Here is a 20,181-nt window from a genome sequence, read left to right on the forward strand (position 1 = left end):
TATCGGCTGTCGCAGGGGGCCGCCGAGCGGGTAGAACTCGATTGATGACCACCACCCTGCGGCCGAGCGGGCCGCTTCAGCAGAGCAGTGGGGGCGCGCGGTCGCGCCCGTACGAGATCCGGGTCAACAGCAGGCGCGTCGGTGCGCTGCTGGTCGCCTGCGACACGGCCTTCGGGCCGACCGTGGGCGAGATACGCGACCTCGCGGTCGACGAACCGGACCGGCGGCGCGGGCGCGCCACCGTCGGGGCGCTGGCCGCCGAGGAGGTGCTGCGCGGCTGGGGCTGCCGCCGGGTCCGCGTCAGCGTACCCGCGGCCTCGGCGGGCGGCCTGCGGATGGCGCAGGCGCTCGGGTACGCCGAGTACAGCCGGTACATGGCCAAGGACCTCCCGGCGGAGCCGCCCGAGCTCCGCGCGGGGGCGCTCGGCCGCCCCATGACGGCGGCCGAGTACGAGGTCTGGCTCGTCGGGGCGATCGAGGGCTACGCCGAGGACTGGACCAGCCGCGGCATGCCGCAGGAGGCGGCGCGGGCGAAGTCGGTGGCCGACCACGAGCGCGCGCTGCCCCGCGGACTGGCCACCGAGGGCGCCACCCTCTCCGTCCTGGAGGCGGACGGCGTCCCCGTCGGCCACGTGTGGACGGCGCCCCACGGCGAGGGCTCGTACGTCTTCGACGTCGCCGTCGCCGAGGAGCACCGGGGCCGTGGGCACGGGCGCGACCTGATGCTCCTCGCCGAGCGCACGGCCCTCGCCGGGGGCCACCGCGTCCTCGGCCTCCAGGTCTTCGCGGGCAACACCCCGGCCCTGAGGCTGTACGAGTCCCTCGGCTACCGGACGGCGAACGTCAACTACGCCAAGGACCTGCTCTAGGCGGCGCCTACGCGCCGTCGGCGGACAGCAGGCGGTCCGCGATCTCCTCGATCCGGGCGCGCAGGCCCTCCTGGCTCTTGCCGCCGTCGAGGCGCTCGCCGCCGATGACGTACGTCGGGGTGCCGGTCACGCCGATGGCCTTGCCCTCGGCCTGGTCGGCGTCGACGATCAGGATGTGCCGTCCGTCGATCAGTGCGGTGTCGAGCTCCTCGGCGTCGAGGCCGAGTTCGCGCGCCACGTCCAGCAGGACGGCCTCGCCGCGCTCGCCGAGCTCCGCGGTGCGGGCCAGGACGGCCTCCACGTACGGCCAGGCCTGCCCCTGCTCCGCGGCCTCCTCGGCGGCCTGCGCGCCCGCGAAGGCGTGCTTGTGCTTCTCCAGCGGGAAGTGGCGCAGCCGGATGTCCAGCCGGTCGCCGTAGCGGGCCCGCAGGGCGCGTACGTCGTCCAGGGCGCGGTGGCAGTCCGGGCACTGGAGTTCGCACCAGACGTCGAGGATCACGGAATCGGTCATGGGCCCAGTGTCCCAGTCACCGGGCGCCGCCATCGAAACGCACCCCTTGGGGAGGAGGCGCGACCCCTAGATCTCCCGGAGATCCGGTCCGGACCGGCCCGGGGCGTGGCCTCCGCGGTCGTGCCCGGTGCAGGATGGAGGGGACCGATCGCCCACCCCTGGAGGACCGCATGCTGGCCGAGACCATATGTTCCGCGGTGTCCGCGGCGGGCCTGGGCATCGCCGCGGTGGCCGCCTACCGCAAGCGCTTCCTCGCCGCCACGCGGATCACGGCGTACGCGCTGGTGCCGGTCGCCCTGGTGCTGACGGGCGTCGTGGAGTGGGTGTCCGGGATGGTCTTCAAGCCGGCCGTCTGGTTGGGCTTCGGGCTGCTCGGGCTCTCCTGGGTGCTGTTCATGACCACGCGCGCCATCGAGCGGCGCGGGCGGGGCGCGGGGGAGGGGCCCGCCGAGGCGGTCAGGCCCTCGAAGGCCGCGAAGGCGGCCAAGGGGCGCCCCGCGCAGGAGGCCGTGGCCCCGGCCGCTTCCGCCCCCTCGCTGGGCCAGGGCTCCCGCCCGCAGCCGGGATCCCGCCAGGCGCCCGCCGCTCCCGCGGACGACTTCTCCGACATCGAGGCGATCCTGAAGAAGCACGGAATCTGAAGCACGGAATCCGAACACGGCATCTGAAGCACGCCGCCCGGGGGTCGCGCACGGTATTGCCGCAACTCTGACGAGAAGGGGTGAACTCCCGCGTAAAGGCTGGCGTGTTGGGGGCCGTCTGCGCGCGCCCTGCGCGATCATCGCCCCGACATGCTCGACACATCGCAGGGCGACCCGCCGGCTTCCGTCCCGGCCCCGGTCCCCGTCCCCGTCGCCCAGGAGCCGCGAGGCTGCCTCTTCGCGCTCTCCCAGCCGCCCCTGATGATCTTCCTAGGGGTGATCGGCACCCTGTTGCTGCTGGCCGCCGTGCACGACCTCTTCCTGCTGTGAGCCCGGCTGCGCGCCCTGCCGCGCGTCCTGCCGCGCGTCCTGCTCCGGCGGTCCCGCGTCGGCCTCCTTGCGCCGGGCCCGGTACGCCGCCACGTGCAGCCGGTTCCCGCAGGTACGGCTGTCGCAATAGCGCCGCGAGCGGTTGCGGGAGAGGTCCACGAAGGCCCGCCGGCAGTCGGGGGCCTCGCAGCGGCGCAGCCGCTCCTGTTCGCCGGAGACCACGATGAAGGCCAGCGCCATGCCGCCGTCGGCGGCCAGGTGGTCGCCCAGCGAGGCGCCGGGCGCGAAGTAGTGGACGTGCCAGTCGTAGCCGTCGTGGTCGGTCAGCTGCGGGGTGGTGCCCGCGGTCGCCACCAGCTCGTTGATCAGTCCGGCCGCCGTCCGGGGGTTGGGCGCCCCGAAGACCTGGGCGAACTTGCCGCGGACCGTCCGCACCCCGGCGAGGTCGCGGGCGCCGAGCTCGCCGATGTCGCTGATCTTGTACTCGCGCACGAACTCGCGCAGCGAGCCGACGTCCGCCAGTCCGTCGGGCTGCTCCGCCTCGGCCGCGGTGTTCACCAGCGCGACGACGACGTCGAGCGCGCGACGGGTGTCGTGGGGAATCTGCACGGGGTTGCTCCCTGGGGGCCGGGCCTGCGGCGACGGACCAGTGCCGCCGATGGGGGCCGACTCTAGCCGTGCCCGGGCCGAACCGGGAGGGACCTCTGTGGCGGCCGCGTCACAAGGGACGGGATGGGCCGCGCCACGCACACCGGCGCCGCCCTCGCGGACGGCTTCCGCGAGAACAGCGCCGGCACTGCCGTATGTGGTTTTCGTCCAGCCCGCACCGTCGCCCCGAGTCGGACGGTGCGGAGTGGCCCCCGGCGCGTGCCGGGAGGTGCTCCCTGAGGGCCTGGCTCAGCTTTCGGCCAGGATGTGGGAGAGCTCCTTGTCGAGGTCGAAGTGCCGGTGTTCGGTCCCGGGTGGAACCGCGGCGTCCGTCCGCTTGAGGAACGATTCGAGTGCGCGGGCGGGTGCTTCGAGCAGCGCTTCTCCCTCCGGTGAGCTCAGGGCGATGCAGACGACGCCCTGACCGTGGCTGCGGGACGGCCAGACGCGGACGTCTCCGGTTCCGGTGGGCCGGTGGAGGCCCTCAGCGAGGAGGTCTCGGGCGAAAACCCACTCGACCGTCTCCTCGGCGCCGGTGTGGAAGGTGGCGTGCACGGCGTAGGGATCGGCCGTGTCATACCGCAGGCCCGCCGGGACAGGCAGTGAAGACTCGCTCGACACAACGAGGCGCAGGTGCAGCTCGCAGCTGACCGTGGTGTTCATAAGCGCCAGGGCCTTTCGCTCAGTGTGCGCTCGGGGATTCGCACGTCGGCGAAATCGACATGCCACCTACGGTGCCGTTGTAAACCCCTCTGACCGTTTTGCGGACCTCTGGGTCCCTCGGACGGCGGATCCAAAGCTGCATTCACGTGTGCTTCCGGCTCCGGTAGATTCGGGCTCATGAATACGGGGAGTGACCGCGGGGCCCAAGGGCCCGCAGCCGAGTCCGGAGTCGAGTCCGCAGCCGATGACGCCACTCAGCAGACCACGGAAGAAGCGCCGCACGTATCGAAGGCTCCCGCCTTCATCAAGTCGCGCCGCACCCTGCACCTGAGCTGGCAGGTCGGCGTCTTCGTCGTGGGGCTGGCCGTCATCGGCGCGGGCATCGCCATGCTCGTCCTGCCCGGCCCCGGCTGGGTCGCGATCTTCGCGGGCCTGGCGATCTGGGCCACCGAGTTCGCCTGGGCCCACCTGGTGCTCCGCTGGACCAAGCGCAAGGTGACCGAGGCGGCCCAGAAGGCGCTGGACCCCAAGGTCCGCCGCCGCAACATCATCCTGACCAGCGTCGGGCTCGTGATCGCCGGCGCGCTGGTCGGCTTCTACCTGTGGAAGTACGGGCTCACGCTGCCCTGGAACCTCAAGGACCAGTGACCGGCCGGTGATGGTCGGGAACCACCGCTGACATGGGGTAATGTTTGCGGTGCGTCCGGGCGATTAGCTCAGTGGGAGAGCACTTCGTTCACACCGAAGGGGTCACTGGTTCGAACCCAGTATCGCCCACCCGGACCGAGGGCCCGGAGACTTTCGAAGTCTCCGGGCCCTCGGCGTTCCCCCGCTCCCGCCGCTACCGCAGCCGGCCGAGCGCGTCCCGAAGCCGGCGCGCGTCCCGCAGCCGCTTCTCGTACGTCGCCCCCACCACCAGGAGCAGCAGCCCGGCCAGCGCCGGGGGCAGCCAGCGCGGCAGCGCGTCGGCGACCTGGACCACGTACGGGGCCAGCTCGTGCAGGGCCACCGCGGCCAGGGTGGCGCCGCCCAGCAGCAGCGGGGCCTGGAGCCGCCGGTGCGCGCCGAGCAGGGTGACCGCCAGCGCCGCCAGCCCCAGCAGCAGCGGCCGCAGCCAGTGGGGGTCGCCCCAGGCCGCGAGCAGGCTCGGCAGCAGCGTGGCGCCCAGCCCCGGCCCGTACGCCGTCCACGACGAAGCCCCCGCGTCCCGGCGCCGTCGTACGAAGCCCACCGCCAGCGCGGGCACCGTGACCGGCAGCGTGTACGCCTCCGGGACCTGGACCCCCGACGCCGACAGCCGGATCCACGCCGCCGCCAGGAACAGGGCCCCGGCCGCCCAGCCGAGCGCGCGCCGCTCCCCCCGCACCGCCGCGCCCGCGCAGACCACCCCGGCCAGCGCGCACACCAGCGCCGCCCTCGCCGGCTCCCACGGCCGGCACACGAGCAGCAGCGCCACCGCGCCGACCGCGCCCGCCGCGAGCTCCGCCGGGAGCCGCACCCGGCCCAGCCGCGGGCCGGCCGCCACCGCCGCCGGGATCGCCAGCAGCGGCAGCGCCCACCAGGACACCGCGAGCCCCCACAGCGCCCCCAGCGCCGCCGCCACGGCCGCCGCGTACCCGACGGCCAGCACCGCGGCGCCGGCCCGTACGGGCAGCGGAGCCGGCCGCAGCGCCGCCCCCGCCGCGCAGCCCGCGCCCAGCAGCCCGAACACGGCGAAGGTGGCCGTACGGCCGTCCAGCGCGGCCACCGACAGGTTCAGCGCCCCCACCAGCGCGCACACCGCGGCCGCGTACCCCGGCCCGCGCCCGAGCCGCAGCGCGCACACCCCGGCCGCCGCCGTCACCGCCAGCTGCGCCGCGAGCACCGCCGCCACCGGCAGCCCGTACAGCAGCGGCGCCGTGAACAGCCCGGCCCAGCCGAGCACCACCGCGAGCACGCCCGGCTCGGGACGCGGCAGCACCCGGGCCACCCACCCGGCCGCCCCCGCCGCCACCAGCAGGGTCACGGTGGCCGCGGGGCCCGGCCCGTAGGCCTCCCGGGCCGGGGTCGTCGCCGCCCACACCTCGCCCAGCACCCGGACCCGCAGCCCCAGCGAGGCCACCGCCGGCAGCAGTGCCGACAGCGCCGCCAGGGCGGCCACCCCCGCCCCTGCCAGGGCCAGGCCGCGCCGGGCCGCTGCCGGGATCCCGCTCGCCCGTACCGCCGCCAGCAGCGGCAGGGCGAGCAGCAGGAAGACCACCACGGCCCAGTCCGGCGCGAGGGCCGGCCGCAGCGTGCCGCCCAGCGCCGCGACCCCCGCGAGCCCGCCCGCGACCGAGGCCGCCATCGCCGAGGGCTCCCGCCAGGCCACCGCGACGCCCAGCGCGGCACCCGCCGCCAGCAGCAGCGCCGGACCCGCCGCCGCCCCCGCCGAACCGGCCCGTGCCAGCTCCGCCAGCCCGGTCAGCAGCGCCGCCGCCGCCAGGACGGCCGCGCTCACCGCCGCCGGACCGGACACCGCCGCCCGCGCCCGGACCCCGGGCACCAGCAGCACCAGCGCCGCGTCCAGCGCCGCCGTCGCCAGCAGCGCCCAGCCGGTCCCCGCCGGGCCCGCCGCCGCGGCCACCGCCGCCAGCGGCAGCGGCAGCTGCGCCGTCAGCACCGCCGCGGGCAGCGGGAGCGCCAGCCGGGGGAGGGTCCGGGCGTACCCCGCCCAGAGCGCCGCCAGCACGGCCGCCGCCCCCGCCGCGTACGCCGTGCCGCCGGTGTCCGGGGTGGCGACCGCGTACACCGCGTACGCGTCCAGCACCGTCAGCAGCAGCCCCACGGCCGCCACCGACTCGGCCGTCGACCGCAGCCCGCGGCGCAGCAGCGGCGCGGGCGCGCCCAGCGCCGCCGCCGTCACCACGGCCAGCACCGCGCTGCGCCCGGCGATCCCCAGGGACCCCCAGCTGACCAGCGTGAACGCCAGCGCGGCCACCGCGAGCAGCACCGCGCCCAGCGTCAGCAGCACGTTCTGCGCCCCCGGGCCCGAGGCCTCCTTCGGGCGGGCGGGGGAACCCGTCGCCCGCGCGCCCCGGCCGTCCGGAGCCGGAGCCGGCAGCCGCAGCAGCCAGTCCCGCCGCGCCAGCAAGTACGTGCGCCGGACATCGAGTTGAGCCAGTTCCCGGTCGATGAGCGCCAGCTCGTGGGCGGGTGGCAGGGGGATGCCGGGTGGAGGAGTCGCCATGCTCCGGAGTGTGGCGGCCGTCACGCCGTCAGGACATGGGCGCGCGTACTCAGATCCCCGCTGAGTAGCACCGGAGTACACGGGAGTACACGGGAGTACGCACTCATGTCCCGTGCGTGCGCATCCGTACGCACGGAAGAGTGGATGCGCGGGAGCGGGCCCCGCACGCCGTCCCGCCGATCCAGACTGGGGCCATGGACCGCAGCCGCATGGACCACCACAGCCGCCTGGACCGCTGGAACCGCTACCGCTTCCGCAGCGTGTGGGACCTCGACGCCCCGCCCGCGCGGGTGTACTCCGTACTGGAGCGGACCGGCGACTACCCGCACTGGTGGCCCCAGGTCCGCGAGGCCGAGCGGACCGGCGACCACAGCGGCGCCCTGCTCATCCGCTCCCTCCTCCCGTACGAGATCCGGATGACCGCCACCGAACTGCTGCGCGACCCCGGCCGGGGGCTCCTGGAAGCGGCCCTGCACGGGGACGTCGAGGGCTGGGCGCGGTGGACCGTACGGGCCCGCCGGGGAGCCGGCGGACGCGGGACGCGGGCGCTGTACGAGCAGGAGGTCGAGGTGCGCAGCCCCCTGCTGCGGCGCCTCGCGGTGCCGGTGCGGCCCGCGTTCCGGCTCAACCACGCCCTGATGATGCGGGCCGGACGGCACGCGCTCGCGGCCCGGCTGGCCCTCTCACCGGAAGCGGTTTGAACCAGACCCCGTGCCTCTTGTATTGTTCAACCCGTTCCCGGGCGATTAGCTCAGCGGGAGAGCACTTCGTTCACACCGAAGGGGTCACTGGTTCGATCCCAGTATCGCCCACCGGGTCAGGCCGGTCCGTCTCACGACGGGCCGGCCTTCCGCACGTCCGGGGCCCGTTGCCGCCGCCGGCCTACGCCGCCGCCCCCATCTCCGGCCGCAGCGGCCAGTGCGGGTCCACCGCCTCCGGCGTCCCCTGCCGCGCGAACCACGCCTGCAGCCCGCGCGCCTGCGCCGCGTGCCACACCGCCTGGAGCGTGTGCAGCTCCGCCGGGGTCAGCCGCTCCAGCCGGGCCGCGAACCGGCGCCCCACCGCCCGTACGAGCTCCAGCGACGCCAGCGCGTCCGCCGCCGCGTCATGCGCCCCCTCCAGCTCTATCCCGTAGTGCGCGCACAGGTCCGTCAGCGTCCGGCGGCCTTTGCGGTACCGGTCCAGGTGCTTGTCCAGCACCCGGGGGTCCAGCACCGTCAGCGGCCGGTTGTCCAGGTACCGCGCCAGCGTCGACGCCCGGTGCCGGCGCAACTCCCGGTCCAGCAGCGTCAGGTCGAACGGCGCGTTCATCACCACCACCGGCCGGCCCGCCACCAGCTGCTCCCCGAGCGAACGGGCTATCTCCTCCACCACCGGCGCCGGCCACCGCCCGTTGCGCTGGAGGTGCTCATCGGTCAGACCGTGCACTTCCGTGGCGCCCGGGGGCACCGGAATACCGGGATTGACCAGCCAGCGGGTGGAGCGGACCCGGCCGCCCGCACACTCCTGCACGATGAGAGCGGCGGACACGATCCGGTCCTGCTCCACGTCCACCCCGGTCGTCTCCGTGTCGAATGCGGCCAGCGGCCCCTCATACCAGCGCGTCATGGCGAACTCCTCGTTCCCGATCGGCAGTCGGGGCGCACCCGGGCACCGCCGCCTCGGAACGTGCCACCCCTGCCCGCATCGGTGATACCCGGCCTGTTTGCGCCGTACGCCGTTTGCGGACCTTCCGCTACGGAGACAACTTCCCTGGGGGACCGCACACATGACCGGTCATCACCCCACCCACCACACCACCCTCATTCGGCAGAGCCCGGAAGGCATGGGGAGCCGGCCATGGCGCTCGCGCAGCCCGAACCGGGCGGGGTGCTGGCGGGGCGGACCGGACCGCGCGACGCGGACCGGACCGGGCCCCTGCGCGGCACGCTCGCCACCACCGCCTGCATGGAGACCCTCCAGGTGGGATACCTGCACGCCGTCGCGGCCGCGGCCGGCTGCTCGCTCTCCCAGCCCTTTCCGGACAACGGCATCGACTGGCAGGTCAACCACGGCGCGCCCGAGCACCTCGTCGACGACGAGGTCACCATCAAGGTGCAGCTGAAGGCGACCTACCAGGTACCGCCCAGACCGGCGGGGCCCACCTTCGCGTTCACGCTCGACAACGAGCACCTGGTGAAGCTGGCCCGCACACCGGTCGCCGTCCACAAGATCCTCGTCGTGATGCTCGTCCCGCGAGAGCGCGACCAGTGGCTCGCCGCCGGCCACGACCGGCTCGACCTGCGGCACTGCTGCTACTGGACCAACCTCGCCGGGCACCCCGTGACCGGCCGGCGCCGGACCACCGTGAGGATCCCGACCACGCGGATCTTCGACGACCGGGCGCTGTGCGAGATCATGACCCGGGTCGGGTCGGGAGGGACACCTTGATGCACTGGCACTCACCGAACCTGGAACCGCTGACGTCCCCGCCGGAGTACGGGGACTTCTCCGACTCCGGGACGCCCGATCCCGCGCACGTCGACCCCGCCGTGCTGGGGGCCCTGCTGCACCGGCACGGCTGGCAGCGCCGGGGCGGGGCCGCGGGGCGGTACGGGCGCTGGACGCCGCCCGCCCTCCACGGGCCGGGCGGCGCGGGCGCCAGCCTCCTCGTCCCGGAGAGCCGGGCCTTTCCCGACTGCGCCGACCTGCTGGAGGAGGCGCTGACGGCGCTCTCGCGCAGCGCGCTGCCCTCCGCGCGGGAGGTGCTGTACGGACTGAGCGTGCCCAGCGACGAGATCCGCTGGGAGCGGCGCATCCCGGAGGGCCCCGAGGGACCGTACGGACCGCAGGGCTCGGCGGCCTGGACCGTGCAGGAGCAGCTGCGCTCGGCCGCCCGGCAGCTGCTGCTGGCCGGAGCCCTCGCGGACCGGGCCAGGGCCGGGTACTACGGCGCCCGCCATCGCGGCCAGGCCGAACGCGCCCTGGACGGGGTCCTGGTGGGGCCGGTACCCGGCGGGCGCACGCTCACCGCGTACGTTCCGGTGGACGGCGGCCGGGGCACCGTGACCCGGCTGCACCACGCGCTGCACGCGGCGCGGGAGGCCGTCGACTACCGGCGGGCCACCGGCGGCATGGAGGCCTTCGACGCGGCCGTCGAGGCCGGGGTCAGCCGGGAGCTGGCGGACGCGCTGATCGCGCTGGTGCGCGGCTCGGAGGGGGCCCGGATCGCGTTGGCCTGGGCGCCGGCGGCGGGGGTGCCGGCGGGGTGCGCGGCGCGCCCCGAGCCGGTGGAGTTCTCGCCGGGGGACCTGCCGGTGCTCCGGGAGGCGGCGGCGCGCTACACCCGGGACGAACCGGCGGTGCCGGTGCGGGTGGCGGGGGCGGTGGTCCGGATGCGGCGCTCCGCGCCGGGCGGCGGGGGCACGATCCGGCTGCGGGTGCTGGCGGGGGCGGAGGTGCCGTACGTACGGGCGGTGCTGGACGAGGAGGCGTACCGGGTGGCGGGGCACGCGCACCTCGTCGGCGTCCCGATCCGGGTGAGCGGGCGGCTCCAGCGCCGGGGCGGCTTCCGGCGGCTGACCGGCGCCACGGACGTGTCGCCGGTGCCGATGGACGAGGTGGAGCGGGACCGGCTGATGAAGTCGCTGGACGAAGCACTGGACCCCGCGGACGTCCTCCCCACCGACGATTAGCGGACGTCCTGCCCGCCGGCGATCAGGGGAGGAGCCCGTCGAAGCACGCGGGGTGGCGGGTGCGGACGGCGGCCATCGCCGGCAGGAAGCGGCGCAGCGCCGACAGGACCGGGTGGTTCGAGCCCTCCCTGATCTCCATCCGTTCTCCCCCGAACCGCAGGGTCGTCGTGTAGATGAGCACGTCCTCGGCGATTCCCGCCTGATCGGTGACGGTCACCACGCGTTCCTCATGGGTCTCGACGGACAGCGAGAGGGCCGCGAGCCGGGAGTACGGGACCCTCAGGAGGTCCTGGAAGTTGCGGACGCACAGGTGGGTGTCGGTGAACACGACGGCGCGGGACGCGCCGTCCGCGGCACGGCCCACCAGCCGCTCGCCCTCCGCCATGCCGTAGCGCGACCTCTGCACCGAGGCCGGCAACCCCGGCCGCCAGCCGTCCCGCAGGAACGTGAAGCGCTGGAGCAGCAAGACGAGGCGCAGGGCGTCCGCGAAGGTGGTGGGCGGACGGCGGTGGCCGTCGATGTAGGCGTCCACCTCCGTGACCTCGTACCCGTGGTACTTGCGGCCCGACTCGGTCCGGAAGTAGGGCGGGCCCTCCCGCGACCAGAGGACGGGGTCGGCCACCGCGGCGACGACCTCGGCCAGTCGGGCGTTGACCTCCCGAATGCGGTAGCCGCCGGCCTGGACGGTGGTGAAGGAGGGCCCGTCCGGGTGCGTGGCGGCCCGCGGAACCGGCGGGGTCCCCGGGGCCGGCCGCCGGCCCGCGGCGGGCGGTGGGGCGGTGGCCGGCGGCGGGGGCGGGGCGGACTTCGGGGCCGGCGGGCTGAAGGCCCGGTTGTGCAGGAAGGGGAGGGCTCCCGCGCCCGTCTTCCCGCACTCCTCCGGCAGCGCGGAGTCCGAGGACCACATCCGCCGGCGTACCTGCTCGTAGAGGTCGCTCAGGGTCAGCACCGGCCCGCCGCCCGCGACCCCCTCGCGCGCGACGGCCAGCAGGCAGCCGGTGAACGTGCTGTGGACGGCCCCCGGCGGAGCCTTCGAGGTCCGGTGCCCCGGAGCCGAGGTCAGGGAGTACACGCCCTTGAACGCGGACAGCTGGTCCCGCACCAGCCGGGACTCGGCGCCCATGAGGTCGGAGTGCGCGCGACCGCTGTAACAGGCGTCGAGGATCACGATCTTGACGTCCGCGCGCGACTGCTTGACGGCGCCCGCCAGGTAGGAGAACGGCAGGCTGGTCCACTCCTGGCCGGGCTCGCTCGCCATGAGGCTGAGGTGGAGGTCGCCGGCGGTCGTCAGCAGTCCGTGGCCGCTGTAGTAGACCAGCAGGACGTCCCGCGCCTGTTCGGCGGCGGCCGTCACGGGGTCCATGACGTCGTGGGGCTTGTGGGGATCGTCCACCAGACACACGTCCGCCGCCGCGAAGCCGCCCAGCGTCCGGTCCGTGATGACGCCCTCAAGGGCGCGGATGTTGCGCGCGGAGTGGGGGATCGCCGTGAGGCCCCGCGACTCGTACGTGCCGGAGCCGATCAGTACGGCGCGCGCGGACGCGTACGGCGGGAAGGAGGGCCCGGTCACCGACCGTCCAGCTCGCGCACGATCCGCACGGCCACCTCGTCCGGGTCCTGGAGCCGGGAGGCGTCGATCTCGACCTCTTTCTCGCCGCTGCGCACGCGGATGCGCACCGGCCGGCGCCGCACCCCCGCCCAGGTGCCGAGGGAGGCGGCCACGGCGGTGAGCACTCCCTGCGGTTCGAGCAGCAGCTGGAGGGCCTCCGTGACCGGGCCCATGTCACCCTCGCCGGCCGGCGCGGCCCGGGCGGTGATGGTGACCCGCCCGAGGTCCGGGTCCTGGCGCAGCCACTGCTCCAGCCGGCGCATCTCGTCGCCCGCCTCGTCGCCGATCAAACCCACCCGCACGATCATGGAACACCCCCGGGAATCGCAACTCGCCGGCCGCTCATGCTAGTCACGCGCGGCGGCCGCCGACGGCGATATCGGCGAGAGTCACCGCATCCCCCTCTCCGACCGCGACGGGCTCGCGCCCCCGCGCGGACAGCGGCCGTAACCGTTTCGCGGCGAGGCCCCTCGGCTCGGTACGATTCAGGCGCGCGGCGTTCGCTCGCGCACCCCCTGAGTCAGGAGAGACCGGTGTCAGACGTCCGTGTGATCATCCAACGCGATTCCGAGCGGGACGAGCGCGTGGTGGCCACGGGCACTACGGCGGCCGAGCTCTTCGCCGGCGAGCGCACCATCGTCGCCGCGCGGGTCGCGGGCGAGCTCAAGGACCTCTCGTACGAGGTGAAGGACGGCGAGACCGTCGAGCCGGTGGAGATCTCCTCCGAGGACGGCCTGAACATCCTGCGCCACTCGACCGCGCACGTCATGGCGCAGGCCGTGCAGGAGCTCTTCCCCGAGGCCAAGCTCGGCATCGGCCCGCCGGTCCGGGACGGCTTCTACTACGACTTCGACGTGGCCCGGCCCTTCACCCCGGAGGACCTGAAGGCCGTCGAGAAGAAGATGCAGGAGATCCAGAAGCGCGGCCAGCGCTTCTCCCGCCGCGTGGTCACCGACGAGGCGGCCCGCGAGGAGCTCTCCGACGAGCCGTACAAGCTGGAGCTCATCGGCATCAAGGGTTCGGCGTCGACCGACGACGGTGCGAACGTCGAGGTGGGCGGCGGCGAGCTGACCATCTACGACAACCTCGACGCCAAGACCGGCGAGCTGTGCTGGAAGGACCTCTGCCGCGGTCCCCACCTGCCCACCACCCGCAACATCCCGGCGTTCAAGCTGATGCGCAACGCCGCCGCCTACTGGCGCGGCAGCGAGAAGAACCCGATGCTCCAGCGCATCTACGGCACCGCCTGGCCCTCGAAGGAAGAGCTGAAGGCCCACCTCGACTTCCTCGCCGAGGCCGAGAAGCGCGACCACCGCAAGCTCGGCAACGAGCTCGACCTCTTCTCCGTCCCCGACGAGATCGGCTCCGGCCTCGCCGTCTTCCACCCGCGCGGCGGCATCATCCGCCGGACCATGGAGGACTACTCGCGCCGCCGGCACGAGGAGGAGGGCTACGAGTTCGTCTACTCCCCGCACGCCACCAAGGGCGCCCTCTTCGAGAAGAGCGGCCACCTGGACTGGTACGCGGAGGGCATGTACCCCCCCATGCAGCTCGACGGTGGTACCGACTACTACCTCAAGCCCATGAACTGCCCGATGCACAACCTGATCTTCGACGCGCGCGGCCGCTCGTACCGTGAGCTCCCGCTGCGCCTGTTCGAGTTCGGCACCGTGTACCGGTACGAGAAGTCGGGCGTCGTGCACGGCCTGACCCGTGCCCGCGGGTTCACCCAGGACGACGCGCACATCTACTGCACCCGCGAGCAGATGGCCGACGAGCTCGACCGGACCCTCACCTTCGTGCTGAACCTGCTGCGCGACTACGGTCTGACCGACTTCTACCTGGAGCTGTCCACCAAGGACCCGGAGAAGTTCGTCGGCTCGGACGAGGTCTGGGAGGAGGCCACCGCGGTCCTCCAGCAGGTCGCCGAGAAGCAGGGCCTCCCGCTGACCCCCGACCCGGGCGGCGCGGCCTTCTACGGCCCGAAGATCTCGGTGCAGGCGCGCGACGCCATCGGCCGTACCTGGCAGATGTCGACCGTGCAGCTGGACTTCAACCTGCCGGAGCGCTTCAACCTGGAGTACACCGCCCCGGACGGCTCGCGCCAGCGCCCGGTCATGATCCACCGTGCGCTGTTCGGCTCCATCGAGCGGTTCTTCGCCGTACTGCTGGAGCACTACGCGGGCGCCATGCCGCCGTGGCTGGCCCCGGTCCAGGCCGTCGGCATCCCGATCGGCGACGGGCACGTGGAGTACCTTCAGGAGTTCGCCGCCGAGGCGAAGAAGAAGGGCCTGCGGGTCGAGGTGGACGCCTCCTCCGACCGCATGCAGAAGAAGATCCGCAACCACCAGAAGCTCAAGGTCCCGTTCATGATCATCGTCGGTGACGAGGACATGGCCGCGGGCACCGTCTCCTTCCGCTACCGCGACGGTTCGCAGGAGAACGGCATCGCCAAGGACGAGGCCCTGGCCAAGCTGGCCAAGGTCGTCGAGGACCGCGTCCAGGTCTGACCGGCGCCGTCAGCTCCGTGAGGGGCCCCCGGGGGGAGGTTCGTCCCCCGGGGGCCCCTCCTCGTCGTCCTGGCGGAAGATCTGGATCAGCCAGGACGAGAAGGAACCCGTGACCGCCCCCAGCAGGCCCAGGCCGAACATCATCAAGGTGGTCGCGATCAGACGCCCCGACACGGTCACGGGGGCCACGTCTCCGTAGCCGACCGTCGTCAGCGTCTGGACCACGCACCACAGCGAGTCCCCGAACGTCTGGATCGGGGACTGAGGGTCCCGCCGCTCGGAGTCGTACAGGCCCAGCGAGCCGGAGAAGCCGAGCAGCAGCGACGAGAGGCCGGCGTACGTGATCACGCGCGGGTACAGGCTGCGGTGCGGGCGGTCCCGCCTCTTGTTCATGACCGCGTCGTGGACCTTGACCATGCGCAGCGCCCGCAGCGTCGGCAGGATGACGATCAAGGTGTCCAGCCAGTGGCGGCGGATGAACCGCAGCGGCCGCTGGCGGCTCAGGACCAGGCGCACCACGTAGTCCACGATGAAGCAGAGCCAGGTCAGCACGACGGTGATCGCGGCGATGTCGCGCCAGAGGGTGTGGGTGTGGGCGAGCACGCGGATCGCGTACCCGGCGAGGAAGACCAGCGAGAGGTAGAAGAGCGGGATCTCGGTACGGCGCTCCCAGGCGACGTCGGGGGTCTCGGCTTCAACGTGCATGGGGCCAGCATCGCGTCCCGCCCACCGGTCCCCGCCCCGGCGACACGCCGCCGAGGGGCAAGGTCATATGCTGCATCCCATGACGACTGAGCCGGAGCAGCAGATCGGTGTGGGCACGCAGGACGCGTTCCAGCGTCTGTGGACGCCCCACCGGATGGCCTACATCCAGGGGGAGAACAAGCCGACCGGCCCGGAGGCCGGAGACGGCTGTCCCTTCTGCGGGATTCCGGAGATGTCCGACCAGGACGGCCTGGTCGTGGCCCGGGGCAAGCACGTCTACGCCGTGCTGAACCTCTACCCGTACAACGGCGGTCACCTGATGGTCGTTCCGTACCGGCACGTCGCCGACTACACGGAGCTCGACGCCGCCGAGACGGCCGAGCTGGCCGATCTCACCAAGCGGGCGATGGTCGCACTGCGCAAGGCCTCCGGGGCGCACGGGTTCAACATCGGCATGAACCAGGGCACGGTCGCGGGAGCCGGCATCGCGGCTCACCTGCACCAGCACATCGTGCCCCGCTGGGGCGGGGACACGAACTTCATGCCGGTCGTCGGCCACACGAAGGTGCTGCCCCAACTCCTCGCGGACACCCGCCAGATGCTCGCCGACGCCTGGCCCGTCGGCTAGGGCGGGGCCGAAACCAGGAGAACGGCCGGGAGGTCCCGGGGCCGCGCACCGGATCCGGGACCTCTTCGTCTAGGCGTCGTACGCGTCCGCCTTGCGCGGGGCGGCGTCCTGGACGAGTCCGCTGACGATCATCGAGCGGTTGCTGAAGCGGTCGATGTCGGCGCCGTTCTCCTCCAGCACCCGCAGCGCCGCCGCGTGCACGGCCCGCAGGACCGGGGTCGCGGCGCGCAGGGCGTCGTCCGCCATGAAGCGGTGGCGCCAGGGCTGGCCCGCCCAGACGTGGCGCAGGCCGAAGGGCTCGGGCAGGACCAGCTTGCCCCCGAAGAAGTCGAGGATCGGCGGGAACCAGGTCAGCGGGGCGCGGACGGCGAGGCGGACCACCTCCTGGGCGTCCACCAGCGGCAGGGGCCGCTCGACGGTCTCCCAGAACCGGACGGACTTCGGGACCTCGACCTTCGGTGCCGCCGACTTGCTGGTGAACAGGCCGTGCACCGGCCCGAGCGCGTGGCCGGTCACCTCGACGCGCAGGGTCTTGTACAGCACGGTGACCGTCACCAGCATGGTGATCACCAACTGGCCGTCCCAGAGCGGGTACTGGATGCCGAGGTAGTGCCGGTTGCCGCCGCTGAACTGCTGCTCGTTGCAGATCCGGGTGATCTCGTGCGGCTTGACGAGGAAGGTGTCCACGTCGGCTCCGGTGGGACGCGCCACCTCCCCGGCGCCTTCGCCGACCGGGGTGACGATCCAGTGCTGGATCACGGCGGGCGGCAGGCCGCCGGTGTGCAGCGGGCCGCGCTCCAGCTTGCGCAGTTCGGTGTCGACCGCGCGTATGACGTCCCAGCTGCGGAACGGGTGGATCTCCATGCCCTCGGTCTTGGGCACGAGCTCCTCGGCCATCTGCCAGCTGCCCCAGCGGGTGCCCATGCCGAGGATGCCCTTGGGGCCGGCGTAGAAGACGGAGTTGCTGCGGTCCTCGGCCGTGAGTTTGGCGAGCGAGTGCCGCAGGTCCTCGCGGGCCTTCTCGTCGGGGTTTCCGGGCACCGCCTCCGGGATCTTCGCGCCGATGCCGCTGCCGGCCAGCAGTCCGTCCCAGCGCGAGCGCAGGTCGGCGGCGGTGGCCTCGCAGATCCGACGGGCGAGGAGCCAGCCCACGGCCGGGGCGATGATCATGCCGCGCAGGTAGAGGCCGAGGAAGCCGGTGAACGGCAGCCGGAACATCAGCACGGCCGCTATGACGGCGACGCCCACGAGCAGCAGGGTGCCCAGCCACGACCGCTTGCCGTCCCCCTTGGACAGCGTCTTGCGGAGCTGGAAGAGGCCCAGCCACAGCAGGAGGCCGGGCAGGAAGAGCACCCCGGCGACGAGCATGATCAGGCGCAGCTTGCGGTCGCGCTCCTTGCGGATGCGCGAGGCTGCCAGGCAGTGCTCGACGACGGTCTGCGGGTCGAGGCCGAAGGACTGGATGAGCGGTTTGCGGCCGGAGCCGAGGGTGCGGGCCTCGACGGCACGGCAGAACGCCTCGCCCAGGTTGGGCTCGAAGAGCGAGATCTTCGGGGGCTTGACCGTGGACTTGTGGTACTCGTTGTCGGCCTTGAGTATGTCGGACAGCTTCGTGTCGTTGCCGCCGTCCCGGTACGCGGCCGACGCGAGGGCGTTGGTCGCCGCGGTCTGCCCGCCGCCCCCCTGGAGGGGGATCTGCGCCCCGGGCCTGAAGTCGAATCCGTCGTCCGCCACCGTTGCCCCCATCGCTGTGCGTTGTGCTCTTTTGCCGCGCAGATGAGCCTATCGGCGTATCTCTTCCCATGGTCATGGGACAGGGAAATGCCGCCCACCGCAAGCGGCTTGGGTGGGCGGCCGCCGGGAAGGCCCCGGCGCTGTGCCGATCAGGTTCCCTTCTCGGCCTGTTCCCGCACCTTGTCGGCGATCTGGGGCGGCATGGGCTCGTGGCGGGCGTAGGCGCGGGTGAACCGGCCCGTGCCGTGCGACACCGAGCGCAGTTCGACGGCGTACCGGCCGATCTCGATCTCGGGGATCTCGGCGCGGACCTCCGTGCGGCCGGCGCCCGCCTGTTCGGTGCCGACGACGCGGCCGCGGCGGCCCGCGAGGTCGCTCATGACCGGGCCGACGTACTCGTCGGGCACGAGGACGCAGAGCTCGGCCACCGGTTCGAGGAGGTGGATGCGGGCCTCGGCGGCCGCCTCGCGCAGGGCGAGCGCCCCGGCGGTCTGGAAGGCGGCGTCGGAGGAGTCCACCGAGTGCGCCTTGCCGTCGAGCAGGGTGATGCGCACGTCGACCAGCGGATGGCCGGCCGCGACCCCGCGGGCGGCCTGCGTGCGCACGCCCTTCTCGACGGACGGGATGAACTGGCGGGGCACCGCGCCCCCGACGACCTTGTCGACGAACTCGATGCCGCTGCCCGGCGGGAGCGGTTCCACCTCGATCTCGCAGATGGCGAACTGGCCGTGCCCGCCGGACTGTTTGACGTGCCGGCCGCGTCCGGCCGCCTTGGCGCCGAAGGTCTCGCGCAGGCTCACCTTGTGCGGGACGGGGTCGACCTGGACCCCGTAGCGGCTGCGCAGGCGTTCGAGGGCCACGTCCTGGTGGGCCTCGCCCAGGCACCACAGGACGAGCTGGTGGGTGTCCGGGTTCTGCTCCAGCCGCATCGTGGGGTCCTCGGCGACGAGCCGGGCCAGGCCCTGGGAGAGCTTGTCCTCGTCGGCCTTGCTGTGGGCGGCGATGGCGAGGGGGAGCAGCGGGTCGGGCATCGGCCAGGGCTCCATGAGCAGGGGCCGGTCCTTGGCCGAGAGGGTGTCGCCGGTCTCGGCGCGGGTGAGTTTGGCCACGCAGGCGAGGTCCCCGGCGATGACCCGGGTGAGGGTGCGCTGCTGTTTGCCGAAGGGCGAGGTGAGGGTGCCGATCCGCTCGTCGACGTCGTGGTCCTCGTGCCCCCGGTCGGCCAGGCCGTGCCCGCTGACGTGCACGGTCTCCTCGGGGCGCAGGGTGCCGGAGAAGACCCGGACGAGGGAGACGCGCCCGACGTAGGGGTCGGAGGAGGTCTTGACCACCTCGGCGACCAGCGGGCCGTCGGGATCGCAGGTGACGTCCGGGCGCTCGCCGCCGTCGGGGGCGGTGACGGCCACGGCGGCCCGCTCCAGCGGGGTGGGGAAGCCGCCGGTGATCAGTTCCAGCAGTTCCACGGTGCCGAGGCCCTGGCGGGCGCCGTCGGCGGCGGGGGCGGCCATCAGGACGGGGTGGAAGGTGCCGCGGGCGACGGCGCGCTCCAGATCGTCGACGAGGGTCTTGAAATCGATGTCCTCGCCGCCGAGGTAGCGGTCCATGAGGCTCTCGTCCTCGCTCTCCGCGATGATCCCCTCGATCAGGCGGGAGCGGGCGTCGGAGATGAGGTCGAGCTCGGCGGGCTCGGGGTCGCGCTCCACGCGCTCCCCGGAGGTGTAGTCGTACACGCGCCGCGAGAGCAGGCCGAGGAGGCCGGCGACCGGCGCGTGCCCGTCGGGGCCGGGGGGTCCGTACAGGGGCAGGTAGAGCGGGATGACGGCGTCGGGGTCCTCGGCTCCGAAGATCTCGCCGCAGACCGTGGTCATCTGCGCGTAGTCGGCGCGGGCCGCCTCCAGATGGGTGACGACGATGGCGCGGGGCATGCCCACGGCCGCGCACTCGTCCCAGAGCATGCGGGTGGCGCCGTCGATGCCGTCCGAGGAGGAGACGACGAAGAGGGCCGCGTCCGCCGCGCGCAGACCGGCCCTGAGTTCGCCGACGAAATCGGCGTATCCGGGGGTGTCCAGGATGTTGATCTTGATCCCGGCCCATTCGACGGGGACCAGGGACAGCTGTACGGAACGCTGCTGCCGGTGTTCGATCTCGTCGTAGTCGGAGACGGCGGTGCCGTCCTCGACCCGGCCGGCCCGGTTGACGGCGCCCGCGGTCAGGGCGAGGGCCTCGACCAGCGTGGTCTTGCCGGATCCGGTGTGGCCGACCAGCACGACGTTGCGGAGCGACGACGGGCGGTCGGCCGTCGGTGCCCTGCCGGCGGCTCCGGCTTGGTGTGATGTGGCTCCCATGATGCTCGTGCCTCCCGGTGCGACGGTGAGGAGGTGGAATCGGGGTCCTTCGAGCTTTGCACCGGCGTCACACTGCGTCCATACGTAGTACTCGCCGCTGTCCGGA

The 20,181-nt window shown here is 73.4% G+C and carries 18 protein-coding genes, 2 tRNA genes and 1 pseudogene; 11 read left to right on the forward strand and 10 right to left on the reverse strand.

The genetic code is table 11. The features are described 5' to 3' along the window. Positions 1-44 precede the first annotated feature (44 nt). Positions 45-869, forward strand: coding sequence for a GNAT family N-acetyltransferase (locus ACFYXV_RS21445; protein WP_389383759.1), 825 nt, complete (start codon positions 45-47; stop codon positions 867-869). A 7-nt stretch (positions 870-876) separates the two neighbouring features. On the opposite strand, the gene ACFYXV_RS21450 is transcribed toward ACFYXV_RS21445, so the two are convergent. After that, positions 877-1,380 carry a DsbA family protein gene (locus ACFYXV_RS21450; RefSeq protein ID WP_385470392.1) on the reverse strand — a complete coding sequence of 168 codons (504 nt, stop codon included), beginning with the start codon at positions 1,378-1,380 and terminating at the stop codon, positions 877-879. 170 nt (positions 1,381-1,550) lie between these two features. Here ACFYXV_RS21450 and ACFYXV_RS21455 point away from each other — a divergent pair, with 170 nt between their 5' ends. Next, a complete protein-coding gene (locus ACFYXV_RS21455; RefSeq protein ID WP_385470390.1) occupies positions 1,551-2,021 on the forward strand; it encodes a hypothetical protein in 471 nt (156 codons plus the stop codon). A gap of 150 nt (positions 2,022-2,171) precedes the next feature. Continuing rightward, entirely contained in the window at positions 2,172-2,351 is a 180-nt protein-coding gene (locus ACFYXV_RS21460) for a hypothetical protein (protein WP_385470388.1), read from the forward strand. Positions 2,352-2,405: 54 nt separating this feature from the next. On the opposite strand, the pseudogene ACFYXV_RS21465 reads toward ACFYXV_RS21460, so the two are convergent. Then, positions 2,406-2,960: pseudogene (locus ACFYXV_RS21465) on the reverse strand (CGNR zinc finger domain-containing protein); the annotation flags it as partial. A gap of 288 nt (positions 2,961-3,248) precedes the next feature. Further along, positions 3,249-3,662 (reverse strand): SsgA family sporulation/cell division regulator, encoded by a 414-nt coding sequence (locus ACFYXV_RS21470; RefSeq protein WP_030011909.1) that lies wholly within the window; start codon positions 3,660-3,662, stop codon positions 3,249-3,251. A gap of 177 nt (positions 3,663-3,839) precedes the next feature. On the opposite strand from ACFYXV_RS21470, the gene ACFYXV_RS21475 reads away from it, so the two are divergent. Both ACFYXV_RS21475 and ACFYXV_RS21480 read left to right on the forward strand, forming a co-directional pair. Continuing rightward, positions 3,840-4,310 (forward strand): TIGR02611 family protein, encoded by a 471-nt coding sequence (locus ACFYXV_RS21475; RefSeq protein ID WP_385470386.1) that lies wholly within the window; start codon positions 3,840-3,842, stop codon positions 4,308-4,310. Positions 4,311-4,367: 57 nt separating this feature from the next. After that, positions 4,368-4,439, forward strand: a tRNA-Val gene (locus tag ACFYXV_RS21480). Between the two features lie 64 nt (positions 4,440-4,503). On the opposite strand, the gene ACFYXV_RS21485 is transcribed toward ACFYXV_RS21480, so the two are convergent. Then, the gene (locus ACFYXV_RS21485) at positions 4,504-6,870 is read right to left on the reverse strand and encodes an SCO7613 C-terminal domain-containing membrane protein (RefSeq protein WP_389383760.1); all 2,367 of its coding nucleotides are present in this window, start codon (positions 6,868-6,870) and stop codon (positions 4,504-4,506) included. Between the two features lie 194 nt (positions 6,871-7,064). Between ACFYXV_RS21485 and ACFYXV_RS21490 the strand changes: the two genes are divergently transcribed. Next, entirely contained in the window at positions 7,065-7,571 is a 507-nt protein-coding gene (locus tag ACFYXV_RS21490; RefSeq protein ID WP_385470382.1) for an SRPBCC family protein, read from the forward strand. Positions 7,572-7,610: 39 nt separating this feature from the next. After that, positions 7,611-7,682, forward strand: a tRNA-Val gene (locus ACFYXV_RS21495). A 70-nt stretch (positions 7,683-7,752) separates the two neighbouring features. Here the strand turns inward: ACFYXV_RS21495 and ACFYXV_RS21500 are convergent. Beyond that, entirely contained in the window at positions 7,753-8,478 is a 726-nt protein-coding gene (locus ACFYXV_RS21500; RefSeq protein WP_383341720.1) for a 3'-5' exonuclease, read from the reverse strand. Between the two features lie 231 nt (positions 8,479-8,709). Here ACFYXV_RS21500 and ACFYXV_RS21505 point away from each other — a divergent pair, with 231 nt between their 5' ends. Continuing rightward, positions 8,710-9,300 carry a DUF4365 domain-containing protein gene (locus ACFYXV_RS21505; protein ID WP_389383761.1) on the forward strand — a complete coding sequence of 197 codons (591 nt, stop codon included), beginning with the start codon at positions 8,710-8,712 and terminating at the stop codon, positions 9,298-9,300. Continuing rightward, a complete protein-coding gene (locus tag ACFYXV_RS21510; RefSeq protein ID WP_385470378.1) occupies positions 9,300-10,544 on the forward strand; it encodes a hypothetical protein in 1,245 nt (414 codons plus the stop codon). The genes ACFYXV_RS21505 and ACFYXV_RS21510 overlap by 1 nt, the downstream gene beginning before the upstream one ends. 22 nt (positions 10,545-10,566) lie before the next feature. On the opposite strand, the gene ACFYXV_RS21515 is transcribed toward ACFYXV_RS21510, so the two are convergent. Further along, complete coding sequence (locus ACFYXV_RS21515) at positions 10,567-12,114, reverse strand: caspase domain-containing protein (protein WP_389383762.1); 1,548 nt, start codon at positions 12,112-12,114, stop codon at positions 10,567-10,569. Then, a complete protein-coding gene (locus ACFYXV_RS21520) occupies positions 12,111-12,449 on the reverse strand; it encodes a hypothetical protein (RefSeq protein ID WP_385476812.1) in 339 nt (112 codons plus the stop codon). The genes ACFYXV_RS21515 and ACFYXV_RS21520 overlap by 4 nt, the downstream gene beginning before the upstream one ends. Positions 12,450-12,686: 237 nt before the next feature. On the opposite strand from ACFYXV_RS21520, the gene thrS reads away from it, so the two are divergent. Then, on the forward strand, positions 12,687-14,663 hold the full coding sequence (gene thrS, locus ACFYXV_RS21525; RefSeq protein ID WP_383341735.1) for a threonine--tRNA ligase: 1,977 nt from the start codon (positions 12,687-12,689) through the stop codon (positions 14,661-14,663). 9 nt (positions 14,664-14,672) lie between these two features. Here the strand turns inward: thrS and ACFYXV_RS21530 are convergent, their stop codons facing one another. After that, entirely contained in the window at positions 14,673-15,368 is a 696-nt protein-coding gene (locus tag ACFYXV_RS21530; RefSeq protein WP_385476814.1) for a potassium channel family protein, read from the reverse strand. A 67-nt stretch (positions 15,369-15,435) separates the two neighbouring features. Between ACFYXV_RS21530 and ACFYXV_RS21535 the strand changes: the two genes are divergently transcribed. Continuing rightward, positions 15,436-15,996, forward strand: coding sequence for an HIT family protein (locus ACFYXV_RS21535; protein ID WP_385476817.1), 561 nt, complete (start codon positions 15,436-15,438; stop codon positions 15,994-15,996). Positions 15,997-16,065: 69 nt separating this feature from the next. On the opposite strand, the gene ACFYXV_RS21540 is transcribed toward ACFYXV_RS21535, so the two are convergent. After that, positions 16,066-17,730 (reverse strand): hypothetical protein, encoded by a 1,665-nt coding sequence (locus tag ACFYXV_RS21540; protein WP_385476820.1) that lies wholly within the window; start codon positions 17,728-17,730, stop codon positions 16,066-16,068. A gap of 149 nt (positions 17,731-17,879) precedes the next feature. Further along, complete coding sequence (locus ACFYXV_RS21545) at positions 17,880-20,075, reverse strand: elongation factor G-like protein EF-G2 (RefSeq protein ID WP_385476823.1); 2,196 nt, start codon at positions 20,073-20,075, stop codon at positions 17,880-17,882. Positions 20,076-20,181 lie beyond the last annotated feature (106 nt).

It is taken from the genome of Streptomyces sp. NPDC002181 (assembly GCF_042890485.1).
Lineage (GTDB): Bacteria > Actinomycetota > Actinomycetes > Streptomycetales > Streptomycetaceae > Streptomyces.

Bases quoted from the DNA above. Each gene is read 5' to 3' on its own strand.
- ACFYXV_RS21445 (WP_389383759.1), top strand. From the start codon at position 45: ATGACCACCACCCTGCGGCCGAGCGGGCCGCTTCAGCAGAGCAGTGGG.
- ACFYXV_RS21450 (WP_385470392.1), bottom strand. From the start codon at position 1,380: ATGACCGATTCCGTGATCCTCGACGTCTGGTGCGAACTCCAGTGCCCG.
- ACFYXV_RS21455 (WP_385470390.1), top strand. From the start codon at position 1,551: ATGCTGGCCGAGACCATATGTTCCGCGGTGTCCGCGGCGGGCCTGGGC.
- ACFYXV_RS21460 (WP_385470388.1), top strand. From the start codon at position 2,172: ATGCTCGACACATCGCAGGGCGACCCGCCGGCTTCCGTCCCGGCCCCG.
- ACFYXV_RS21470 (WP_030011909.1), bottom strand. From the start codon at position 3,662: ATGAACACCACGGTCAGCTGCGAGCTGCACCTGCGCCTCGTTGTGTCG.
- ACFYXV_RS21475 (WP_385470386.1), top strand. From the start codon at position 3,840: ATGAATACGGGGAGTGACCGCGGGGCCCAAGGGCCCGCAGCCGAGTCC.
- ACFYXV_RS21485 (WP_389383760.1), bottom strand. From the start codon at position 6,870: ATGGCGACTCCTCCACCCGGCATCCCCCTGCCACCCGCCCACGAGCTG.
- ACFYXV_RS21490 (WP_385470382.1), top strand. From the start codon at position 7,065: ATGGACCGCAGCCGCATGGACCACCACAGCCGCCTGGACCGCTGGAAC.
- ACFYXV_RS21500 (WP_383341720.1), bottom strand. From the start codon at position 8,478: ATGACGCGCTGGTATGAGGGGCCGCTGGCCGCATTCGACACGGAGACG.
- ACFYXV_RS21505 (WP_389383761.1), top strand. From the start codon at position 8,710: ATGGCGCTCGCGCAGCCCGAACCGGGCGGGGTGCTGGCGGGGCGGACC.
- ACFYXV_RS21510 (WP_385470378.1), top strand. From the start codon at position 9,300: ATGCACTGGCACTCACCGAACCTGGAACCGCTGACGTCCCCGCCGGAG.
- ACFYXV_RS21530 (WP_385476814.1), bottom strand. From the start codon at position 15,368: ATGCACGTTGAAGCCGAGACCCCCGACGTCGCCTGGGAGCGCCGTACC.
- ACFYXV_RS21535 (WP_385476817.1), top strand. From the start codon at position 15,436: ATGCTGCATCCCATGACGACTGAGCCGGAGCAGCAGATCGGTGTGGGC.
- ACFYXV_RS21545 (WP_385476823.1), bottom strand. From the start codon at position 20,075: ATGGGAGCCACATCACACCAAGCCGGAGCCGCCGGCAGGGCACCGACG.